The 19,358-nt window shown below is 56.8% G+C and carries 22 protein-coding genes and 2 pseudogenes; 21 read left to right on the forward strand and 3 right to left on the reverse strand.

Features of this window, described 5'->3' with window-relative positions:
• Positions 1-695: 695 nt before the first annotated feature.
• From CU102_RS24545 to CU102_RS24560, 4 genes and pseudogenes are all read left to right on the forward strand, one after another.
• Entirely contained in the window at positions 696-905 is a 210-nt protein-coding gene (locus CU102_RS24545; RefSeq protein ID WP_106713714.1) for a hypothetical protein, read from the forward strand.
• 250 nt (positions 906-1,155) lie between these two features.
• A complete protein-coding gene (locus CU102_RS24550; RefSeq protein WP_133624754.1) occupies positions 1,156-1,335 on the forward strand; it encodes a hypothetical protein in 180 nt (59 codons plus the stop codon).
• A 749-nt stretch (positions 1,336-2,084) separates the two neighbouring features.
• A pseudogene (locus CU102_RS24555) lies at positions 2,085-2,204 on the forward strand (NADH-quinone oxidoreductase subunit D-related protein); the annotation flags it as partial.
• Between the two features lie 72 nt (positions 2,205-2,276).
• Positions 2,277-2,513 (forward strand): hypothetical protein, encoded by a 237-nt coding sequence (locus CU102_RS24560; protein WP_106713716.1) that lies wholly within the window; start codon positions 2,277-2,279, stop codon positions 2,511-2,513.
• 223 nt (positions 2,514-2,736) lie between these two features.
• Here CU102_RS24560 and CU102_RS24565 read toward each other — a convergent pair whose 3' ends face one another.
• Complete coding sequence (locus CU102_RS24565) at positions 2,737-3,174, reverse strand: hypothetical protein (RefSeq protein WP_106713717.1); 438 nt, start codon at positions 3,172-3,174, stop codon at positions 2,737-2,739.
• Positions 3,175-3,974: 800 nt separating this feature from the next.
• On the opposite strand from CU102_RS24565, the pseudogene CU102_RS24570 reads away from it, so the two are divergent.
• Positions 3,975-4,671: pseudogene (locus CU102_RS24570) on the forward strand (IS6 family transposase).
• Between the two features lie 122 nt (positions 4,672-4,793).
• Here CU102_RS24570 and CU102_RS24575 read toward each other — a convergent pair.
• Complete coding sequence (locus CU102_RS24575) at positions 4,794-5,198, reverse strand: hypothetical protein (protein ID WP_106713718.1); 405 nt, start codon at positions 5,196-5,198, stop codon at positions 4,794-4,796.
• Positions 5,199-5,265: 67 nt separating this feature from the next.
• On the opposite strand from CU102_RS24575, the gene CU102_RS24580 reads away from it, so the two are divergent.
• From CU102_RS24580 to CU102_RS24655, 16 genes are all read left to right on the forward strand, one after another.
• Positions 5,266-5,880: a TetR/AcrR family transcriptional regulator gene (locus tag CU102_RS24580; RefSeq protein ID WP_106713766.1), complete on the forward strand. Its 615-nt coding sequence runs from the start codon at positions 5,266-5,268 to the stop codon at positions 5,878-5,880.
• A 44-nt stretch (positions 5,881-5,924) separates the two neighbouring features.
• Positions 5,925-6,464: a hypothetical protein gene (locus CU102_RS30605; protein WP_245425525.1), complete on the forward strand. Its 540-nt coding sequence runs from the start codon at positions 5,925-5,927 to the stop codon at positions 6,462-6,464.
• A complete protein-coding gene (locus CU102_RS24590; RefSeq protein WP_245425533.1) occupies positions 6,398-6,847 on the forward strand; it encodes a transposase in 450 nt (149 codons plus the stop codon). Before CU102_RS30605 ends, CU102_RS24590 begins: the two co-directional genes overlap by 67 nt.
• Positions 6,848-7,020: 173 nt before the next feature.
• Positions 7,021-7,347 (forward strand): GYD domain-containing protein, encoded by a 327-nt coding sequence (locus CU102_RS24595; protein ID WP_166648596.1) that lies wholly within the window; start codon positions 7,021-7,023, stop codon positions 7,345-7,347.
• 534 nt (positions 7,348-7,881) lie between these two features.
• Positions 7,882-8,139, forward strand: coding sequence for a DUF982 domain-containing protein (locus CU102_RS24600; protein WP_106713720.1), 258 nt, complete (start codon positions 7,882-7,884; stop codon positions 8,137-8,139).
• Between the two features lie 660 nt (positions 8,140-8,799).
• The gene (locus CU102_RS30610) at positions 8,800-9,027 is read left to right on the forward strand and encodes a GDCCVxC domain-containing (seleno)protein (RefSeq protein WP_106713768.1); all 228 of its coding nucleotides are present in this window, start codon (positions 8,800-8,802) and stop codon (positions 9,025-9,027) included.
• Between the two features lie 140 nt (positions 9,028-9,167).
• A complete protein-coding gene (locus CU102_RS24610) occupies positions 9,168-9,566 on the forward strand; it encodes a thioredoxin family protein (protein ID WP_106713721.1) in 399 nt (132 codons plus the stop codon).
• A gap of 7 nt (positions 9,567-9,573) precedes the next feature.
• Complete coding sequence (locus CU102_RS24615) at positions 9,574-10,293, forward strand: cytochrome c biogenesis CcdA family protein (protein WP_106713722.1); 720 nt, start codon at positions 9,574-9,576, stop codon at positions 10,291-10,293.
• 113 nt (positions 10,294-10,406) lie between these two features.
• The gene (locus CU102_RS24620; RefSeq protein ID WP_106713723.1) at positions 10,407-11,096 is read left to right on the forward strand and encodes a haloacid dehalogenase type II; all 690 of its coding nucleotides are present in this window, start codon (positions 10,407-10,409) and stop codon (positions 11,094-11,096) included.
• Between the two features lie 282 nt (positions 11,097-11,378).
• Complete coding sequence (locus tag CU102_RS24625) at positions 11,379-11,759, forward strand: hypothetical protein (RefSeq protein ID WP_133624752.1); 381 nt, start codon at positions 11,379-11,381, stop codon at positions 11,757-11,759.
• A 121-nt stretch (positions 11,760-11,880) separates the two neighbouring features.
• Positions 11,881-12,276: a FixH family protein gene (locus tag CU102_RS24630; RefSeq protein WP_106713725.1), complete on the forward strand. Its 396-nt coding sequence runs from the start codon at positions 11,881-11,883 to the stop codon at positions 12,274-12,276.
• The gene (locus tag CU102_RS24635; protein ID WP_106713726.1) at positions 12,273-13,733 is read left to right on the forward strand and encodes an efflux RND transporter periplasmic adaptor subunit; all 1,461 of its coding nucleotides are present in this window, start codon (positions 12,273-12,275) and stop codon (positions 13,731-13,733) included. Before CU102_RS24630 ends, CU102_RS24635 begins: the two co-directional genes overlap by 4 nt.
• The gene (locus tag CU102_RS24640; protein WP_106713727.1) at positions 13,730-16,903 is read left to right on the forward strand and encodes an efflux RND transporter permease subunit; all 3,174 of its coding nucleotides are present in this window, start codon (positions 13,730-13,732) and stop codon (positions 16,901-16,903) included. Before CU102_RS24635 ends, CU102_RS24640 begins: the two co-directional genes overlap by 4 nt.
• A 70-nt stretch (positions 16,904-16,973) precedes the next feature.
• The gene (locus CU102_RS24645) at positions 16,974-17,555 is read left to right on the forward strand and encodes a methyltransferase family protein (RefSeq protein ID WP_106713769.1); all 582 of its coding nucleotides are present in this window, start codon (positions 16,974-16,976) and stop codon (positions 17,553-17,555) included.
• Between the two features lie 73 nt (positions 17,556-17,628).
• Positions 17,629-17,901 carry a hypothetical protein gene (locus CU102_RS24650; RefSeq protein ID WP_106713728.1) on the forward strand — a complete coding sequence of 91 codons (273 nt, stop codon included), beginning with the start codon at positions 17,629-17,631 and terminating at the stop codon, positions 17,899-17,901.
• Between the two features lie 54 nt (positions 17,902-17,955).
• Positions 17,956-18,423, forward strand: a complete 468-nt coding sequence (locus tag CU102_RS24655) for a DUF411 domain-containing protein (RefSeq protein WP_106713729.1) — start codon at positions 17,956-17,958, stop codon at positions 18,421-18,423.
• Between the two features lie 88 nt (positions 18,424-18,511).
• Here the strand turns inward: CU102_RS24655 and CU102_RS24660 are convergent, their stop codons facing one another.
• Complete coding sequence (locus tag CU102_RS24660; RefSeq protein WP_106713730.1) at positions 18,512-18,934, reverse strand: hypothetical protein; 423 nt, start codon at positions 18,932-18,934, stop codon at positions 18,512-18,514.
• Positions 18,935-19,358: the final 424 nt, after the last annotated feature.

Genomic DNA, 19,358 nt, shown 5'->3' on the forward strand with positions numbered 1-19,358 from the left:
CTCACGAAGATCATTGGAATAGGGTCGCGTCATGGATGCTGGCCTCCAATCCCAGCATCCATGATGAATCACATATCAACTGATTTGGGAATCCCGGTGCGATTCCGACAAGCAATGATCCGCTCTAAGCGCCACCGCTCCGGAGGGCGCGTCCATTCGATTGGTTGTCAACGCTTTTTGGGCGGAAACCGCCTCTGATGTTCTCGTTCTGTGCTTCGAACATCGCAATAGAGGCGACGATAAGAACTTCTCATTGGCGCTCTGTCGTTTAACCGGAGACAAGTTAATCCGAATTGATGTATTGATTTCCTGCTCTTTTAGGAGAAAAATATAGATGTTAATTATTTAATCAGCCGAGAAATTTTGTAATTTTTATTGTTTGCGTAAAGAAATCAGAAAACTAAGAGCTGAACAGCACTGAGTTGCCGGAGCTAACTGAACCGCGTCACATATCAAGAGCTTCTGCCCGCAGGCTTGCCTTGCAACGCCATCATGAGTTCGCCGATCCCGAGGAGGGATGGGCGATGAACGCGTTTGCGACGGCCCGGCTCTTCACGACGGCTTGACAACCACGCCGCCTGAACAGGAGGAACACTATGTTACGCAAGAGCCCAATAAGCATTTTGGCGGCCGCAGGGACGATGACCGCGAGCCTGTGCACCTGAACGCTTCAAACGGAATGATGTGGTGAGACCATGAAAACAACTCGAGGCTATTATGATGACGAGGGGAGGCACACCCGGTCGTTCTTGGTGAAAGTGTGCGATTACGGCGTTGCGGTCTTGTTCGTGGCCGGCGTTCTCTATTCAACCTACCAGGACGTTGGGGGGCGCTTCAAGCCGAGCAACGCCGAGCTATTGGCTGCAAAGCACGCCAGGATCGCCGCCGAAACGGTGATCGAATAAGCCAACGCGGCCTACTCGCTCAGAGGCCCAAAGATGAGCGCCACGACCCACGGCGCAGCACCGACGATGAAGAATTCGGATTCGATCAGTCTAAGAATTTTGGGGCTATGCGATAAAGACGGCTGGTGGAATGATCAAAGGATGCATTGCTCTTAAAAGAGCAGTTCTCACAGAACGGTCATATTGAGGACATCGCACTGTCATCTGGGGCGTTATCCTGGCTGTCATGAACATTAGAAAGGAGCCTCCGATGGCAGAGTATCGTGAACCGACATTGGACGAACTGCTGACCGAGCCCATGATCCGCCAAGTGATGGCGAGCGACGGTGTGGACAGCGCCGAAATCAGGGCATTGATGTCTCGGATGCATTCGCGTCAGTCTTGGATAATGCGACCACGATTATCTCTGGGCGATTTGATGGTGGCGTAACAGAGATCGCGGCGTACTGGAATCGTCGACGCCGGATGGTAAGGCTTTCTGAGCTCCCTTCAAACGGATCGTGATTGAAGGGGCTTTGGTGCATGAATAATTTCTGACCGGTTCGGCCATAGGCAAACAGGATCGCAATCAGCTTGATCCGAGTGCCATGCCGTACAAACACAACGCCGATCGTCGTCATCACATCGCAAAGACGAAATTTCGGATATCGAATTGGCCGGATTATGAGGCAGGCCTGCGTCGACTCTGTCCGCTGCCAGGTTAGGCAGGCATAGTAAACCACCTCAAAGACCGAGGCGCGTCGAATTCCTGATCACTGCACCAATGCGATTCTACGTCGAACAACAGCAGCAGTTACTGTCCATCGATTTTTGCGACAGGCCATGCGGGGGCAGTGTCAAGCAATGGCAGTCGCAGGTCGCTGAAAAGGGAGAGTCGCCTGACACGTAGCCGCGCCGGTGCCGCCAAATCCTGCTGCGGCGCCATCCGAAACTGCATCGGCCTCACGAAACCGCCGGACTGAGCATTTCTGCGCGGCTGAAAACCTCCAACTCGGGGCGGCGACAAGAGCTGTTCCAAATCATACGATAACGGGGCGTTTACAGAACAAAATCAGCACAGAAGGCTTATTCTTTGGCTAAAACCCTAGCGGTAGTCGGAATTCGCCTTCATCGTCATCATGGTAACTTTCTGGAAAGGCTCATGAATCTGGCTAGCGTATGATTTGGAACAGGTCTTATCGCCGCCCCTCATTCGCCCATCTGCAGGCAATGGACTTTCTGTGCCGCGGCCAAATGCTGGGCGACGTCTCGGCGATCATCGGCTCGCTCGACATCGTGTTTGGGGAGATAGACCGATGATGGGGCTTTTATCCGGAACCAATCGCCGCGCAATAGGTTGATCAAGCTTGAAGCCGATGGAGGGAACAGGCCATGGCCAGATGCGATCAATGCGGGAATGACTATGATAAGACTTTCGAAGTGAAGGTCGCCGACGAAACCTACACGTTCGATAGCTTCGAATGTGCGATCCAGAAACTTGCCCCCACATGTCCACATTGCGAATGCCGGATCATCGGACATGGCGTCGAACAGGACGAGATCATTTATTGCTGTGCACATTGCGCCGCGGAGGAAGGGCTGACCGGACTGACCGATCGAGTGCCCTGACGTATTGACGAGTTACTTTCCATATGGCGTGGCCGCTTTTTCGATAAGGATAGCGCGCCTTAATTAGGCTCAGGATCTGAGTGAAGAAGAAAGAGCCTCACTACAGCACGTCTCGCAAGAGCGTCGTCGTTGGCCTTGCTGGCGTTATTTTAGCAAGCTCAGCGTCGGCTCGACGACACAGCAGGGCCGCTTCAACGCTGACCCCCGCGACACGTTGCCGGCGTTATCCGGCGAACATCTCGTGTAACCGGGCAAACACACCTCGTTGTTTCCCGGGAAGCGCCTTACGGATGTGATAGGCGGCCGTCGCGGCGTTCACCGTTTCTCCGAAATGGCAATAGCAGATGACCCGGTGCAATTCATGATCGGTCAGTTCGAAGAACCGCTTCGCTTCGCCGTAACTGTCGTTTTCCAGCCCGGCTGCGCGGAAGACTGGGTCCTCGAAAGCGACCGAGATCGGCGAGCCGTCGTTGCGCATGGCCGCGCGCTCCCTGATCGGCTGATACTCAGTCTGGTGCAGCGTCGAGAGGCGCCGGCCAGGATCCCGGTCGAGGAGCTCCGCCCAGCGTTCAAGACGTTCGCTACGCGACATGGTCTGGCGCGGGTGGTCCTGACTGACCTCGGCGACGGTCTGCAGATGTTCGAGTGCATGGTGTTTCATTTTGGCCTCCCAATCAGACGATGCAACATGAACTAACTGTGATGGAAAATGTTCCAGCTTCGTGGTGGCGGATGGAAAAATAGCGGACAACGCATAAAGAGAGACCTGGCCCGCCACAGAATAACGGATCAAGTCTTGGCTGAGCAACGATGGTAAAGGGCTATGGTCACAAGGGACGATGGGGCCTTATAGCCCAGATCGCTCACCTCGCCTGAACAGCGTGACAATCAATTTGATAGGGTCGGCATTGTTAGCTTCTCCGCATGATCTAACCGTGCCATCTAGAAAGCCTTCGCATCTGAGGTGAACTCAGTCCGTAAGGTCGCTGCCCTGAAAAGTGGATGAAGCAACGCGACTAACGCCTGTGAGCACCGTAGTCCATAAGGATTTTTGCTTCTCTCGCCCCATCTTAGCGGCACGCCGCGCGCGGATCGGAAGCAGAGCGTCTTTGCTCTTGCCGATCACATCGAGATGTTAGGCATCGATGTCATTGCGCTTCAAGAGGTCTACCTCACGCCCTATGATGAGGAAATTAGGCTGGGGCCAAATCAACCGGTCATACAAAGTCGCGCGCTATCGATAGGCGACTTACAGTAGATACATTCAGAGTTGGCCTCGCTCATGGGGCATCGTAGCGTAATCATGTAGAATTGCCAGCAACTCTAAGCACCATCCCCAATTTTCAAATCACGGAAACAATGGAGACCGGTAATTTCTCTGGTGTCATGCGGCGCGGAGTAGTGGCGGTTGGGGCACCGTAAACTTAACCAGTTAGCGATGATTTTTTGTGACCTTGAGTGATGACCGAGGCTCATGATCCACTTTATCACCGTCACCGTTTTCCAGCTGAAATAATAGCCGAAGCGGTATGGTTGTATTTTCGCTTTCCGCTCAGTCTTCGCATGGTGGAAGATATGCTCGCCTATAGGGGCATCATCGTAACGCACCAGACAATCCGCAACTGGGCGGAGAAATTCGGTCGCGACTACGCCAGTAGAATCCGCCGTCGTGCCCCCCGCTTTGATGACAAGTGGCACCTTGATGAGGTTGTCATCACCATCAATGGCAGGAAGCATTTTCTGTGGCTTGCAGTCGATCGATGTCCTGGTACAGAGCCGCAGGGATACAAAGGCGGCCAAACGCTTGATCCGCAAACTTCTCAAGAAACAAGGTTGTGCGCCGCGTGTCATGGTGACGGACAAACTCAGATCCTATGCGGCTGCCAACAGGCAGATTGGTCTGACCGTCTGCGATCATCGCCAGCATAAGGGGCTCAACAACCGAGCGGAGAATTCGCACCAGTCAATTCGGCGACGGGAGCGGATCATGAAGCGATTCAAATCAACCCGTCAGCTTCAACGCTTTGGTTCCATTCATGATCCCATTGCCAATCTCCACCACTTTCCACGCAACAAGTTCTCTTCACCTGACCATCGTGATCGTCGCAACGTTGCCATGGATACGTGGCGTGAGATCGCATGCGTGCAGGCTGCGTGAGATCAGCAACAAAGCCACCAGTGCGCCCAAAAGGGCAAATAGATTCAGGTTAAGTTTACGCTGCCCGGCCAGCAATCAAGAGCGCGAGCAGCGACGCTACGGTGATAGTGAGTGTGAAAGAGTCAGGCATAACGGGCAGCCGCCATAGATACCGTCGCTCCGACGAGCAGGACCGCTGCGACGCGATGGGCGACGACGATGCGAAAGTGCGCGGCAAAGTCGTCGTTCCCGCTCCGACGCAGCTTTCTAAGCGCGCCGCCGGCAACCACTGCCTGGATGGCAAGGGCAAGGAGCGCGCATGCCGCGCCGACTGTCAGCCATTGCTCCATGGTTCCGAAAGAACCTTCATGCAACACGTTCCAAAGGTAAGCGCCTGTCAGGACGGCTACAGCAGCGGCGCCCATCTGGGGGCCGAACAGTTGTTCGCCGCCGCTTCCAGACGTTCGTGCCAACGCAAAAGTGGAGCCCGCCCAGAACGTGGCGGCGAGAATATGAAGGGACAAGGCTATCATCAGTGCCTGCTGCATGACATCGCTCCTGCATTGCGCTACAATTCGATATACAGTATGTTTAGTTAAATAGCTAGAGGTAGTGATGTCAACACGTTCCTATGTCAGCGTCGTGCGGGCCGAGGCGGCGGCCGAGAAACGCGACCGCGTGATCCAGGCCGCCGCTCGTTTCCTTCGCGAGGAGGAGAGCATAGCCGCTTTCTCGTTGGACACGGTCGCGAAAGCGGCAGGTGTCACACGGCTGACGGTCTACAATCAGTTTGGTTCGCGGCGCGGGCTGCTTGAGGCCGTCTTCGACGACATCGCACGACGGGGTCGCCTCGTTCGGCTCAACGACGCCATGGCGGCGTCTGACCCTTGGAGCGGTCTCGACCAGTTAGTCGAGATTTTCTGCGATTTCTGGAGCAGCGATCCCGCCGTGGCCCGGCTCCATGACGCGATGGGTATCGATCCGGAATTCGCTCAGGCGTTGCTTGAACGGAACGCGCGCCGACGGCAATTGCTTGAAGAGCTTGTCGTGCGAATGACGGGGCGCTTAGCGTCCCCTTCGGCCCAACGCGATGCCATCGACTTGACCTTCGCACTTACGAGTTGCGCGATGTTTCGAATGCTCGCGTCGGAGAGGTCGGCGAAGGCAGTTTGCGATCTGGTTAGGGATGCTTCCCGAGCTGCTATTGGAAGGATCATTTCTGGGAATTGAAGTCAGACCATGGATGCGCAGCAGGTCCAAGGCCTGGAAAATCATTGTTAGGTGCGGCACTTGTTCCGGGCAAGACCTATGGCGGGATCGTCACGTGGCCGTTTAAATTGGCGTCAGAAGTCGCGGCGGAAACTATCCGCCGCGGCTTCTCAATCGGCGAAAAGACCGTGCTATTTGCCGCCCCAACGCTCCGGATAGCCGGACAGGTCCTGGCAGCCGCAAAGGCTGTAATGCAGTGCGGGCATACGCTCATCGATATAGCCGGCGAGCGTGTCCTGGCTAATCGCCGGTTGCGGCAGGTTCCACTCCGGGCCGGGCACAGCTTTGCCGTCGAGAATATTCAGCGCAGCTATAATCGGTGTCCGCCACTGATAGGTCGAGCAGGATGGTCCGATAGCGACAAGCTTGTCCTTCTGCCACTTGGGCGGAAAAGTTCGCTCGGAATTTCGCCAATCGAATTCGCCGCAGATCAGGCCGCTTCGGCGATAAATGGCATCTTGTTGAAGTCGTCGTCAGTATCGCGGGTAAAAAGCAATGGCTCTGGCGCGCCGTGGATCAGGACGGCTTGGTCCTCGATGTCCTAGTGCAAAGCCGCCGAAATGCAAAGGCGGCAAAGCGTCTGATGCGAAAACTGCTGCAGAAGCAGGGCTGCGCCACGCGTAATGATCACCGACAAATTACGCTCCTATGCCGCTGCGAAACGGCAACTTATGCCAGTGTTGAGCATCGCCAGCACAAGGGGCTGAATAACCGGGCGGAGAATTCGCATCAGCCGATCCGGCGACGGGAATGGATTATGAAGCGCTTCAAGTCAGCGCGACAGCTTCAACGCTTCGCCTCGATTCACGATCCGATCGCCAACCTGTTCCACTTTCCCCGCAATGACATTTCATCCGCCGAGCATCGCGATCTGCGTAACCAAGCAGTGAAAATCTGGCGTAAACTCGCACGCCTCGACGTCCCCTGAAACCAGCACCCAAGCCATAAATGCGCCGTCACTCACCCCGACATCAGAATCGTGCTTTTAACTTTACGATGCCCGGCAAAGTTAAACCATCCGGCACGACAAATCCGCACATAGGAAATGACTCGCGTTCTCCCCGGCTTGAGCGTTAACTATTCTGACGGAGGAGGCAAGCCATGGCCATGTATCTCACGCGCTTCAGCTACACGCCCGAGACTTGGGCGCGCATGATCGAAAACCCCGAGGATCGCCGAGACGCGGCACGTACTTACATTGAATCGGTAGGCGGAAAGCTCCACGGGTTCTGGTACGCCTTTGGCGAGCATGATGGTTGGAATTTGTGGGAGGCGCCTGATAACGTATCGATGGCGGCTGTCTCGCTTGCTATCGGCGCAGGAGGCGCGCTCAGCTCTTTTGAGACCACGGTCCTCCTCACCGTCGAGGATACGATGGAAGCCCTGGGAAAGGCAAAGTCGATTCGCTATCGTCCACCGGCAGCATAGGCAGCCCACCTTCTTCATCGATACGGTTCGATTCGAGCCGCCGACCGAGAATTGTCAGTGGTCGCTGATGGGGTGCATCGGACCTATGCGCGCGAAGACGTACTCGTTCTGCGCTCGCAAGATCGCATAATGCCTCTTCCGGAACAGGACCCCTCAGAATGCCTCTTTTCACGGGTCTGCGGTTCAATTCCTTTCGGCAGTTGTCATGTCCGCTCCTGAAGTGACCGGCGTGCGAAGCTTATCGGTTCTGCGATTACAAGCGACTCCAGTAGTAGTTCCGTTTATGAACTAGCGGTTCGGCGTGCTCGCGTTGTTAAAGTCCAAACCGCCCGAGGAATGGGTCGACACGGACCAGAAACAGTAACGATTTAGAAAGAGGTGCTTTTCGAATGCAACGGACTTCTTAAAATGGCAAATCCCAATTGCTTGGAGCAATGGCGGCACTCCGTCATAGTCCTGATATCATACTGAATATAAGCTCGGCTGCCCTAAATGGGATTAAACTAACCTGAACAGCGGGCGTATTTTCCCAAAATGAGCCACCCATTTCCGCCAGTAACGATCGAATCCCGCCGCTTGGGCAAGCCCGAGAACATTTGCTCGGTCACCGAAGCTGCAGAATTTTTGTTGATGAAGTGGCCCGTACACCAAGGCCAAAAACTGAAGGCAGCACGTCAGCGTTGCTATGACGTGCTGGACGGAAACGCATCGGCGGCCGATGCACGCTCTGCATTCATTGAAGCTGCCAAAGAGGCTGATATTTTCGTCGATTATATTAAGACGGGCAGATAAGAGCTATTATGGGCGACGACAAGATTTGTGCTTTCAGCGACGATACAGCGATCAAGAACGTAAATGGCAATGCCGCCAGTTTGCACTGGGTTCTGACGCAAACCCTCTGAAACGCAAGCCAATGTCTGTTGCTACCGCGTAAGGCAAAAATTTCGAATAAAAGAGGTCCGAAGGCCGTTAGCACATAATCGCGCGCATTGGGAGTGACCTCAGATGTCAATAAAAGCCCTCTTCTATGCTGTATTTCTTGGACTGATCTGCTTCAGCGTTTCCGCCTGCGTCTCCACGCAAGGCGGATCTTCACAACGCACGGCGCCCGCCGCATCTACAGGAGGCAACTCAGGAGGCAATTCAGGAGGCAACTATTGAATTTCAAACGCCAAGGATAGTCGCCCTTTTTGTAGCCCCCGGAAGCAGCAGGGACGCCCAGTTTCCAGACGTTGCGCTTCTCAGAAGCGTGCCTTCGTGTTTCGGCCGGAGTGGGTCCCGTTCCGGTCGCGCGGTGGCGAACGCGCTATTGGCAGGCTGGGCTGCGGGTCGACGTGATTGAGCTGCACTATTATGATCCGTCACGCGATTGAGCGAGGCGCGCAAGCAGTGTGCGGACAAGCATTCTATGGAATGGCAGACTGCAGCGAGATAGATGCGACCGAGACCGGCATGACACTGCTTATTTCAACGCTGACCTGCCCTCTTTGTGGGCATAGGTCCACGGAGTCCATGTCGGTTGATACCTGTCAGTACTTTTACGAGTGCAAGGCTTGCGGAGTGCTGCTCAAACCGAGGAGGGGCGATTGCTGCGTATTTTGTTCCTATGGTTCGGTCCCATGCCCGCCAATCCAGAACGCAGGAGCAGCAGGACGCGTCGACGACACCGAAAGTGAGTAGTTGGAGATTCCCTGTGCGACAATCATCACATCGGTGTGATCGTGTAACATATTCGCGATACCGCCGAATAGAAATTGATGAGCAAACGTTATTGCTCTTGATCTGATCAAATGACCGAATGCGAGAGAAGGAATTGCGCAATGCCAAATCGCCGTCAGGTGATACTTACAGCCGTGGTATTTGCCGCGGGTACAATGTTTGCGCCCGCATCTTATGCCGCCAGTAAGAGCGGTTTCGTTCAATCCGATTTTGACGCAGCCAAGGCCGCCGGCAAATCCATTCTGATTGAAGTGACGGCTCCCTGGTGTCCAACCTGCAAGGCGCAGAAGCCGATTCTGTCGGAATTGACATCGGACAAGAAGTTCAAGGATCTCGTCATTTACGAGGTGGACTTCGACAGCCAGAAGGACGTGCTTCGTCGCTTGAATGTCCGGATGCAGAGCACACTGATCACGTTCAAAAATGGCAAGGAGACCGGCCGTTCCACCGGCGACACCAACAAGGCATCTATTTCCCGTCTTCTCGACAAGGCAATCTGAGGTCATCGTGCTTGGAACCATCGGTTTTGCCGGGCTAGCGGGACTGGCGTCGATCTTTTCGCCTTGCGTTCTGCCAATTGTGCCCCTAGTTCTCGGTGCTGCGTCCGCTGAAACCAAATGGGGGCCCGCAGCACTCGCAACCGGGCTTGCCATATCGTTCACGGCAGTTGGACTATTCATCGCGACGATCGGATTTGCTATTGGGCTTGACGCGACCGTCTTTAGAGCGGGCGCAGCCATCCTGATGATTGCACTTGGCGCCATCCTGATGGTCCCGCAACTTCAAATGAAGTTTGCGGTGGCATCCGGCCCGGTTGCCAACCGGATAGGTCGCAAGTTTGGCGGGTTTTCAACATCCGGCGTCTCCGGACAGCTCGGGGTAGGAATACTTCTAGGTGTGGTTTGGAGCCCGTGTGTCGGTCCGACACTCGGTGCTGCGTCAGTCCTGGCGTCACGAGGCGAGGATCTTGGCTCAGTCGCGATAACGATGCTTGCCTTCGGTATCGGAGCCTCGGTACCGTTGCTGCTGCTTGGCATGCTTTCGCGTGAAACGATGACGCGTTGGCGGGGACGCATGGCGGCGACCGGTTATGGACTGAGGACGGCAATGGGTGCGATATTGACCGTCTTTGGTCTTCTCGTCCTGACGGGTGTGGATAAAGTCGTGGAAACCTGGCTTGTTGATGCATCGCCGCTCTGGCTTACGGATTTAACAACGCGGTTTTGACGGATTGCGTTCCAAAGCCACCACCACGCCGCACTGACTCTGCCGGGGTGTGCCGGCCGAGATGAAGGCCAATCCTCATAGGCTCGAAGGTTGCAGAATATAAGGGGATTCACATGAGCGAAGCGAGATTTGAGAACATCGAGGCCTGCGTCTTCGATGCCTATGGCACGTTGCTCGATTTTGATTCTCCTGCGAGGCGCGCAAAGGACACTCTTGGGAAAAACGCGGAAGCATTGTCGAGCGTCTGGCGTCAAAAGCAGCTTGAATACACGTGGCTACGGTCGTTAATGGGAGCCTATGCGCCATTTTGGCAAGTTACGGGCGAAGCACTGGACTATGCCATGGAAACGCTTGGCATCGCCGACAATGAGCTGCGTCAGCGATTGATGCAGCTCTACCTGGCGCTCAATCCGTTCCCGGACGTTGCCGCGACACTGAAGGTCCTGAAGCAAGCCGGGATAAAGACAGCGATACTCACCAATGGCACGCCTGAAATGATCGCGGCCGCCTGCAGCAACGCAGGCATAGATGGCTTCTTCGACGCCATTTTATCGGTCGATGAAGTGCAAATCTACAAGCCACATCCGTCCGTCTACCAGCTTGCCGTTGATCGGCTCGGGGCCGCCAAGGAGCGCATCTCGTTCCAGTCGTCGAACTGTTGGGACGCCATTGGTGCATCGCATTTCGGCTTCCGGGTCGTGTGGTGCAATCGTTACGATCAGCCGCTTGATCAACTGTCGGCAAAGCCGGACGCTGTGATCAAAAGCCTGGCTGAACTGCCGCCACTCATCGGTATAAAGTGAGGAAAGCATCCTGCCGACGTTCGCGCAACGTCATCGCCGCTTTGATGCCTTGGACGGCAAGGCGTCAGCGGCCGATGCCCGCTCGGCATCGCCCCACCGTCATTCGCGCATTTATAATCAGTGCTTAGGTTTTTAGCAGTGTTGTAACCGCCATTTGATGCACCTGATTTTTATGTGAAATGCGAAGTTGTGCCGGAGCGGCACGCATCAGAGTTCACGATCATCCATCAATTTCCAGTGAGCGTCTGTTCAAGCCGTGGTTCCTGTGACAAGTTCGGATCAATGACGAGACAATCCGCTATCCGCACTCTTATGTTTGCTTTTGCATTGCTTGGGCTTGTGCTCGGGCCGATGGCTGGTTTCATGAGCGGTGCGGCCATGGCTGACCAAAGCACATCCGTCATGACCGGAATGAACGACATGGCGGGCATGGCAAGCATGCCTGACGACATGCCATGCTGTCCCGAACAACGGGCCAAGATTCCCGATTGTTCGAAGGGCTGCCCACTGAACGTTCTTTGCCTCGCTGGTTTCGCCAACATCGCAATCGGCGACGTGGATACATTCTCCATCCTCGCGCACAAGGACCTGTTCCACCCCTTTCCTGTGGAAGTACTCGCTTCCTGGGCAGACGATCCCCCACACAGGCCACCCAGCATCTGATTGTCATTGGCGCTGAGCGCCATCTCACCGAGCAGCGGAAGCCTTCGGTGAAAACTGCGTGGCATTTGCCGCGCTGATTGCCGTGCATCAAACGCGGCTGATGATAATCGGAAACTGAAACATGACAAAAATCGTAAGACTCCTCGCGGGCGCCATGCTCGCCTCCATCCTCACATCGACACAAATGGCAAACGCCGCACCGTCTGATTACGAATTCCAGCTGGTCCAGCCGGAAACCAAAAGCGGCGAAGCAATCCTTGATGTCCGGCTTGTCGACAAGCGGTCGGGCAAGACGGTGCCCGATGCCGTGATCTTCGCCAAGCGCATCGACATGGCTCCGGATGGGATGGAGACGATGAGCGCGCCCATCGAGGAATTGCCTTCGACCGAACCCGGCATCTATCGCTTCAAGGCGCAGATCAGCATGGCCGGCGGCTGGCGATTGTCACTCGGCGCGAAAGTGCGGGGTGAAACCGGAACGGTCGAAAACCAGCTGGTGCTCAAGGCAGGACAATGACCAGCCGGATCACTTCGGCGTTCCTGACCCTCGTCGCCATATCGGCGGCGGGGGCAGGGGGGTATTACGCCGGCAGTAATGGATTTCGCGTGGAGGGGCTGGCATTGTCCGCCCCTGCGACGTCCGTGGCTGCACCCGCTGCTTCAGGTCCGGTGATCTATTACCGCGATCCGGACGGCAAACCGTTCTACGCGGCAACTCTTCGAAAGACTGCGGACGGACGCGATTTTCTGCCCGTGCTCGCCAGCGAGGACGTCAGCTTCGACGGGCAGGGCTCGACCAGCGGAAATCCGTCTGCACCTGACCCAAACCCCGCGGTCACCTCGGAAAACAAAAAGGTCCTCTACTATCGCAATCCGATGGGCCTTCCCGACACCTCCCCCGTGCCGAAGAAAGATTCCATGGGCATGGACTATCTTCCCGTTTACGACGGCGAGGACAATGACGACGGAAAACTGAAGATCAGTCTCGGCAAGATGCAGCGCACGGGCGTACGTTCCGAACAAGCTGCAAGCCGGGTCCTGACGGTCCCGGTGCGTGCCCCCGGCACCATTCAGCTTGATGAGCGCAGGATTTCGGTTGTCGCCACGCGGTCCGACGCCTTTATCGAGAAGGTGGCCGACATCACCACGGGGGACAAGGTCAAGAAGGGACAGGATCTGGTCCGTCTTTACTCGCCCGACATCGCCACCGCCGGGGCTCAATATGTCACTGAGCTGAGCGATCCAGTGCGCAGGTCAGTGCTGGGCGGTGCCCGGCAACGGCTCGAAAATCTTGGGGCACACGCCGATCTGATCAAGGAAATCGAGCGCACCCGCAAGGTGCCGCTCGCCGTACCCTGGACCGCGTCACAGGACGGGGTTGTGCTCGAGCGCAATGCCATTGATGGCATGAAGGCGGCACCGGGTGACGTGCTTTTCCGCATCGCCGACGTTTCAACAGTCTGGGCGCTGGCCGACATCGCCGATCGCGATCTGCCGAGAATTGCGACTGGCCAGAATGTAACCGTGCGCGTGCGGGGTTTCGATGATCGCACTTTCGCGGGCAAGGTTTCGCAGATTTATCCGCAGGTCAACAAGGAGACGCGGACGACGCGCGTACGGGTGGAGCTTGCAAACCGCGATGGCATCCTGCGGCCGGACATGTATGTCGAGGCCGAGATTGCCACCGGCAGCGAACAGCCCGTCACCTCCGTACCCGCAAGTGCGGTGCTCGATAGCGGTATGCGCCAGATCGTCCTTATCGACAAGGGCGAGGGGCGTTTCGAGCCACGTGTCGTTACCGTTGGGCGGCGCAATACCGACTACGTCGAAATCCGCGAAGGCATTACCCCCGGCGATGACGTCGTGGTGGCGGCAAACTTCTTGATCGATGCCGAGAGCAACCTCAAGGCGGCGCTTCGCGGTCTTGCTCCGGATACGCCAAAACCTGACCAGCCAGGGGAGAAGCCGCTATGATCGGTCATCTCATCGCCTGGTCGGCACGAAACCTGATGCTGGTGCTGATCGGTACGGTGTTTGCCGTCGCCGCAGGCGTCTATGCGCTCAAGACCTCGCCGCTCGATGCCATTCCCGACCTCTCCGACGTTCAGGTTATCGTCTACACCGACTATCCGGGACAAGGGCCGCAGGTTGTCGAGGACCAGGTCACCTATCCGTTGACGACGGCCATGCTCACCGTGCCGAAGTCAAAGGTCGTCCGCGGCTTCTCCTTCTTCGGCGTGTCCTTTGTCTACGTGATCTTCGAGGACGGCACCGATCCCTATTGGGCGCGCAGCCGCGTCCTTGAATACCTGAATGCCGCTGCACCTCGGCTACCACAGGGCGTCACTCCGGGTCTTGGGCCGGATGCGACGGGCGTCGGCTGGGTCTATCAGTATGCGATTGTCGCCAGGGAGCAAACCCTTGCGGAACTGCGGTCGCTTCAGGATTGGGTCGTCCGTTTTGCCGCTGCCAAGGCGGAGGGCGTGGCCGAAGTCGCCAGCGTCGGCGGGTTTGTCAAGCAATACAATGTCGTGGTCGATCCGCAGCGCCTGCGCTCCTTCGGCATTCCGCTGCAGACCGTCAAGGACGCTATCCGCAACAGCAATATGGATACGGGCGGGCGTTCAGTTGAACTCTCCGAATTCGAGTTCATGGTGCGCGGACGGGGTTATCTCAAGGGTATCACCGACCTCGAACAGATCGTTTTAAAGAGCGACGGCGGCACGCCTGTCCTGATGCGCGACGTGGCGCAAGTGGAACTCGGTCCCGACGAGCGCCGCGGTGTCACCGAACTCAACGGCGAAGGCGAAGTCGCCAGCGGCATCGCCTTGCAGCGCTTCGGGGCCAACGCGCTGACAGTCATCGACAACGTCAAGGCTGCGCTCGCCGAGATCGTACCAAGCCTGCCGAAGGGTACCGAGATTGTTCCCGTCTATGATCGGTCGCAATTGATCGACGCAGCGATTGAAACATTAAAGAGCACGCTGTTTGAGGAAAGCGTCATCGTCGCGCTCGTCTCAATTTTATTTCTTCTCCACGTGCGCAGCGCCCTTGTCGCCATCCTGATGTTGCCCGTTGGCGTGCTGATGGCGTTTGCCGCGATGCGTTTGCTCGGGCTTGGCTCCAACATCATGAGCCTCGGTGGCATCGCCATTGCGGTCGGGGCGATGATCGATGCCGCCATCGTCATGATCGAAAACGCCCACAAGCATCTCGAACGCGCGCCGGACGACAAGCCACGCATCGAGGTACTGATCGACGCTGCGAAGGAAGTCGGCCCGGCGCTATTCTTCAGCTTGCTGATCATTACCGTCTCGTTCCTGCCGATCTTCACGCTGGAATCGCAGGAAGGGCGGATGTTCGGGCCACTTGCCTTTACCAAGACATTCGCCATGGCTGCGGCAGCCCTCCTGTCGGTGACACTGGTGCCTGCCCTGATGGTTATCTTCGTCCGCGGCCGCATTGTTCCCGAGCACAAGAACCCGATCAATCGCTTCCTGATCTGGATCTACCGCCCGGTGATCAGCGGCGTGCTGCGTGCCAAGGTGCTGACCATCCTCATCGCATTGCTGGTACTTGGCGCATCGGTCTGGCCCGCCAGACAGATCGGCTCGGAGTTCATGCCGACGCTCAACGAGGGAACGCTGATGTACATGCCGACGACCCTGCCGGGCATCTCGATCACCAAGGCAGCCGACCTTTTGCAGACGCAGGACCGGATCATCAAATCCTTCCCTGAAGTGGCATCGGTCTACGGCAAGGCTGGCCGCGCCGCGACGGCCACAGATCCGGCTCCGACCGAGATGTTCGAGACCATCATCAACCTCAAACCGAAGGAGCAATGGCGACCCGGCCTTACCATCGACAGCCTGAAGGAAGAGATGGACAAGGCGTTGCAGTTCCCGGGCGTTTCCAATGCCTGGACCATGCCGATCCGGGCACGCATCGACATGCTGTCAACGGGTATACGGACGCCCGTTGGTATCAAGGTGTTTGGGACGGATCTTACCCAGATGGAACAGGTGGCGCGTCAGGTCGAAAGCGTCGTCAAGGCCGTGCCCGGAACGTCGAGCGCCTATGCTGAACGCGTCATCGGCGGCTATTACCTCGACATCGTTCCCGACCGGGCCTCTCTCGCCCGCTACGGTCTGATGATTGGCGATGTGCAGGACGTGATCGCCACCGCCCTTGGCGGCGAGACCGTGACAACGACAGTAGAAGGGCGCGAGCGCTATACGGTCAATGTCCGCTATCCGCGTGATTTCCGCAGCGATCCGCAATCGATCGCCCGGGAGGTGCTGGTGCCGCTGCCGAATGCCGGCACGGTGCCGCTCGGAGAGGTCGCCAGCGTTCAGTTGACCCGCGGTGCCACCTCGATCCGCACCGAGAACGGCCAGCTTGCGATCTACATCTTCGTCGACATCGCCGGGCGCGATCTCGGCAGCTATGTCGCCGAAGCACGGGAAGCTGTGGCGAAGGAGGTCGTCTTTCCCGCGGGAACCTATGTCGCGTGGAGCGGACAGTTCGAGTATCTCGAGCGGGCGGAGGCACGGCTGAAGATCGTCGTCCCCGTGACGCTGCTGATCATTTTCCTGCTGCTTTACCTCAACTTCCGCAGGCTGACCGAAACGCTGATTGTCATGCTGTCGCTGCCCTTCGCGCTTGTCGGCGGACTTTGGCTGATGTGGTGGCTCGGCTTCAACATGTCCGTTGCGGTCGCCGTCGGTTTCATCGCACTTGCGGGGGTTGCCGCCGAAACGGGCGTCATCATGCTGATCTATCTCGATCAGGCTTTGAATGAGCAGCGCGACAAAGCACAGGCGCAATGCCGAGACTTCACACGATTGGACCTGCATCACGCCATCATGGAGGGTGCGGTCGAGCGCGTGCGGCCGAAGATGATGACGGTCGTCGCCATCATGGCGGGGCTGATCCCGATCCTGTGGAGCACCGGAGCGGGTTCGGAGATCATGCAGCGCATCGCGGTGCCAATGATCGGCGGCATGGTGTCGTCGACGCTTTTGACGCTCATCGTCATCCCGGCGATCTACGGGCTGGTGAAAGGTTGGCGCTTGTCGGCCCTCAGGGCGGCGGAGTCGAATGTTCATGAAGGCGCGGACGAACTGAAGGTGGCCGCCGAGTGAAGGACGGATGATGGAGCCCGCCGGCCGGCTCCCGCGGATCCTGGCTAAAGGAATGGAGGTGTCAGAAACAATGGACGCCGAGAACAATGATTGGATCACTCTTTGGCCCTACGTGGTCCTGCTGCTCATTTTGTCTGCCGGGGCTGTCCATCTTTTGCTCGCGCCATCGCATTGGCTGGAATGGGTCGGAGCGGGATCGCTGCAAGCGTTCATCGTTGCGTTTTGTGCGGAAATGAACGGCATCGTCCTGACCAACGTCCCGTTCAATCACGGGCGCGGTCACCCTTGGGCTGCACTTTTGGGTTACGGGACGTCAGGGGCCGTTTTCGAAATGATGCTTGGCTCGGTCCTCGTGGTGGTCGGGCTTCTGCTGATTGTCAAAGGTTGGATCAAGCTTTATTTTCATAGCGGCAGACTGATCACCGATGGTGCCTACGCCATGATGAGGCACCCGCAATATGCAGGCATCTTCCTGGTGGTCTTCGGGACGCTGATGCATTGGCCGACGATTCCGGTACTGCTGCTCGCGCCCGTGATCCTGTGGCTATATGTGCGCCTGGCCAAGCGGGAAGAGGCCGACTTGATTGATCGATTTGGAACTCCGTACAAACAATACCAGGAACTGGTGCCGATGTTCGTTCCCGGTTGGTAACGCAGTGGCCGACTGCCAGTAGCAAGTACACTGGTTCGACCGTTGCAACGGTCACAAATGAAAGGAAGCTGCAATGTTGAGATTACTGAGAATCCTTGTCGCCGCTTTAGTGGTTGGGCTTGCCGTCACGCCACAGATATTTGCCGCAGATACCGACCAGGCTCCCGGATCAAAAATGGGCACCGGCATGATGGAGCAGGGCGGTATGATGAACATGATGAGCATGATGCAGCAAATGAACCAAATGATGGAGAGCTGCAACAAGATGATGCAAAAAATGGATGCCGCTCCTACCGACGGGCAGCATCAAAAGAAGATGCCGGCCCAGCCTGACACGAAGGAATGATCAAGAGCCGGCGGGCGGCCACGGCACGGAGAACGCATAAGGAGGTACCACCAGATGAGAAGGCGCGACTTTATTAGCACGGGCATCGGAGCAATAGCCATTGTCCTGACTTCTGAGCAGGCCAACGCTGCAACAGCTTCGGTGATGACGATCTACAAGGACCCGAACTGCGGGTGCTGCAACCTTTGGGCCAAGGCAATGGAAAACGCCGGGTTCACGGTCGAGCGCGTGAACACGGATGATCTGCCTGGCATCAAGAAACGTTTCGGCGTGCCGTCAGAGGTTGAAGGCTGTCACACCGCCACCATCGATGGCTATTTCCTCGACGGGCACGTGCCCCTGGAAGCGGTGAGAAAACTACTGGATGAAAAGCCCGATCTTGCCGGGTTGGCGGTACCCGGCATGCCTGAGGGCTCGCTCGGGATGGGCAGCGACCCCAATGCCAGTTACGATGTCTTTGCAGTCGGTAAGGGGCCCGATCAGAAAACGTCAATCTATTACGAGGTCAGACCCAGGAGCTGAGTTAGCAGCGGCAGCGATGGCCACTCAGGCTGGACTGAGGACCGATAGCACTCACCGCTGAGTCCAGCCGGAGAAAAGCTGTGTTCTTTCAAGCAGGGACCAGAATGCCTATCGTATGAATCCCAACTACCGTGCTGGTGTTTGTCGCCATGTCCGTCTGGCCTTTGGCGCAGGCATACATCTCGCCTTCTTTTACTTTGAATTCCCTGTCTGGCTTTTTGATCGTGAACTCACCCGCAGTGATGTAACACAGCATGTCATTGTCCATCATGGTTTCCGGGACCACCGCGCCGGGCTGAAATACGATGTCAACCAAGTTGATGCTCTTGTAGGCGGGGATATCTGATTTAAACGTGCCCAACTCAACAATTCTGACACCGGGAGCGAGCTCCTTGCCGTCATTTGGCCCGTATTCTTTGGCCACGGCCGGGTCTGCTGAAATGAGTAAGGGTGTTGCGGCCGTCGCGGCAAGACCGAGTGCCAATGCCGATCGACGATTAATGTCTGTCATGACTTCCTCCCATATTTCGTGCGGGGTGGACTTAGGATCCGTTCTTACCCCCACGAGAAATGCATTTTACTACACGGTCGAACCTGTGTCCTCGGCGATTGACGCTGTCGCAGACCGCCGCTGGGGTTTGAGGCGGCCGGACGGCCCTTTGTACTCTAGAACCGCTTTCGGCGGGGGCCAGTTAAGGAAGAGAGCAGCGGATACTATGTCCCGGAGCCCCCGGCGGCTGACGTCATTCTGTGAATGGCGACACGCAGTGACCCAGCTTTTGAAGTTCTCGGTGTGCTCCGAAAATCGCATAATGGCTCGTATGGAACTTCCCTCTCCGGAATACTAGCGTCGTCTTCTCACGGCGTTAGAATTGCTCTCAGCACAGGCATGCCACCTGCCCATCTCCTGTTACATTCCAGGACCTCTCGGATGC

Source organism: Phyllobacterium brassicacearum (assembly GCF_003010955.1).
GTDB lineage: Bacteria > Pseudomonadota > Alphaproteobacteria > Rhizobiales > Rhizobiaceae > Phyllobacterium > Phyllobacterium brassicacearum.

Excerpts from the sequence above, each read along its gene's own strand:
- CU102_RS24645 (WP_106713769.1), top strand. The coding sequence starts at position 16,974 with ATGGACGCCGAGAACAATGATTGGATCACTCTTTGGCCCTACGTGGTC.
- CU102_RS24660 (WP_106713730.1), bottom strand. The coding sequence starts at position 18,934 with ATGACAGACATTAATCGTCGATCGGCATTGGCACTCGGTCTTGCCGCG.
- CU102_RS24600 (WP_106713720.1), top strand. The coding sequence starts at position 7,882 with ATGAGCCACCCATTTCCGCCAGTAACGATCGAATCCCGCCGCTTGGGC.
- CU102_RS24580 (WP_106713766.1), top strand. The coding sequence starts at position 5,266 with ATGTCAACACGTTCCTATGTCAGCGTCGTGCGGGCCGAGGCGGCGGCC.
- CU102_RS24630 (WP_106713725.1), top strand. The coding sequence starts at position 11,881 with ATGACAAAAATCGTAAGACTCCTCGCGGGCGCCATGCTCGCCTCCATC.
- CU102_RS24545 (WP_106713714.1), top strand. The coding sequence starts at position 696 with ATGAAAACAACTCGAGGCTATTATGATGACGAGGGGAGGCACACCCGG.
- CU102_RS24595 (WP_166648596.1), top strand. The coding sequence starts at position 7,021 with ATGGCCATGTATCTCACGCGCTTCAGCTACACGCCCGAGACTTGGGCG.
- CU102_RS24565 (WP_106713717.1), bottom strand. The coding sequence starts at position 3,174 with ATGAAACACCATGCACTCGAACATCTGCAGACCGTCGCCGAGGTCAGT.
- CU102_RS30610 (WP_106713768.1), top strand. The coding sequence starts at position 8,800 with ATGACACTGCTTATTTCAACGCTGACCTGCCCTCTTTGTGGGCATAGG.
- CU102_RS24620 (WP_106713723.1), top strand. The coding sequence starts at position 10,407 with ATGAGCGAAGCGAGATTTGAGAACATCGAGGCCTGCGTCTTCGATGCC.
- CU102_RS24625 (WP_133624752.1), top strand. The coding sequence starts at position 11,379 with ATGACGAGACAATCCGCTATCCGCACTCTTATGTTTGCTTTTGCATTG.
- CU102_RS24610 (WP_106713721.1), top strand. The coding sequence starts at position 9,168 with ATGCCAAATCGCCGTCAGGTGATACTTACAGCCGTGGTATTTGCCGCG.
- CU102_RS24575 (WP_106713718.1), bottom strand. The coding sequence starts at position 5,198 with ATGCAGCAGGCACTGATGATAGCCTTGTCCCTTCATATTCTCGCCGCC.
- CU102_RS24655 (WP_106713729.1), top strand. The coding sequence starts at position 17,956 with ATGAGAAGGCGCGACTTTATTAGCACGGGCATCGGAGCAATAGCCATT.
- CU102_RS24550 (WP_133624754.1), top strand. The coding sequence starts at position 1,156 with ATGGCAGAGTATCGTGAACCGACATTGGACGAACTGCTGACCGAGCCC.
- CU102_RS24635 (WP_106713726.1), top strand. The coding sequence starts at position 12,273 with ATGACCAGCCGGATCACTTCGGCGTTCCTGACCCTCGTCGCCATATCG.
- CU102_RS24560 (WP_106713716.1), top strand. The coding sequence starts at position 2,277 with ATGGCCAGATGCGATCAATGCGGGAATGACTATGATAAGACTTTCGAA.
- CU102_RS24650 (WP_106713728.1), top strand. The coding sequence starts at position 17,629 with ATGTTGAGATTACTGAGAATCCTTGTCGCCGCTTTAGTGGTTGGGCTT.
- CU102_RS24640 (WP_106713727.1), top strand. The coding sequence starts at position 13,730 with ATGATCGGTCATCTCATCGCCTGGTCGGCACGAAACCTGATGCTGGTG.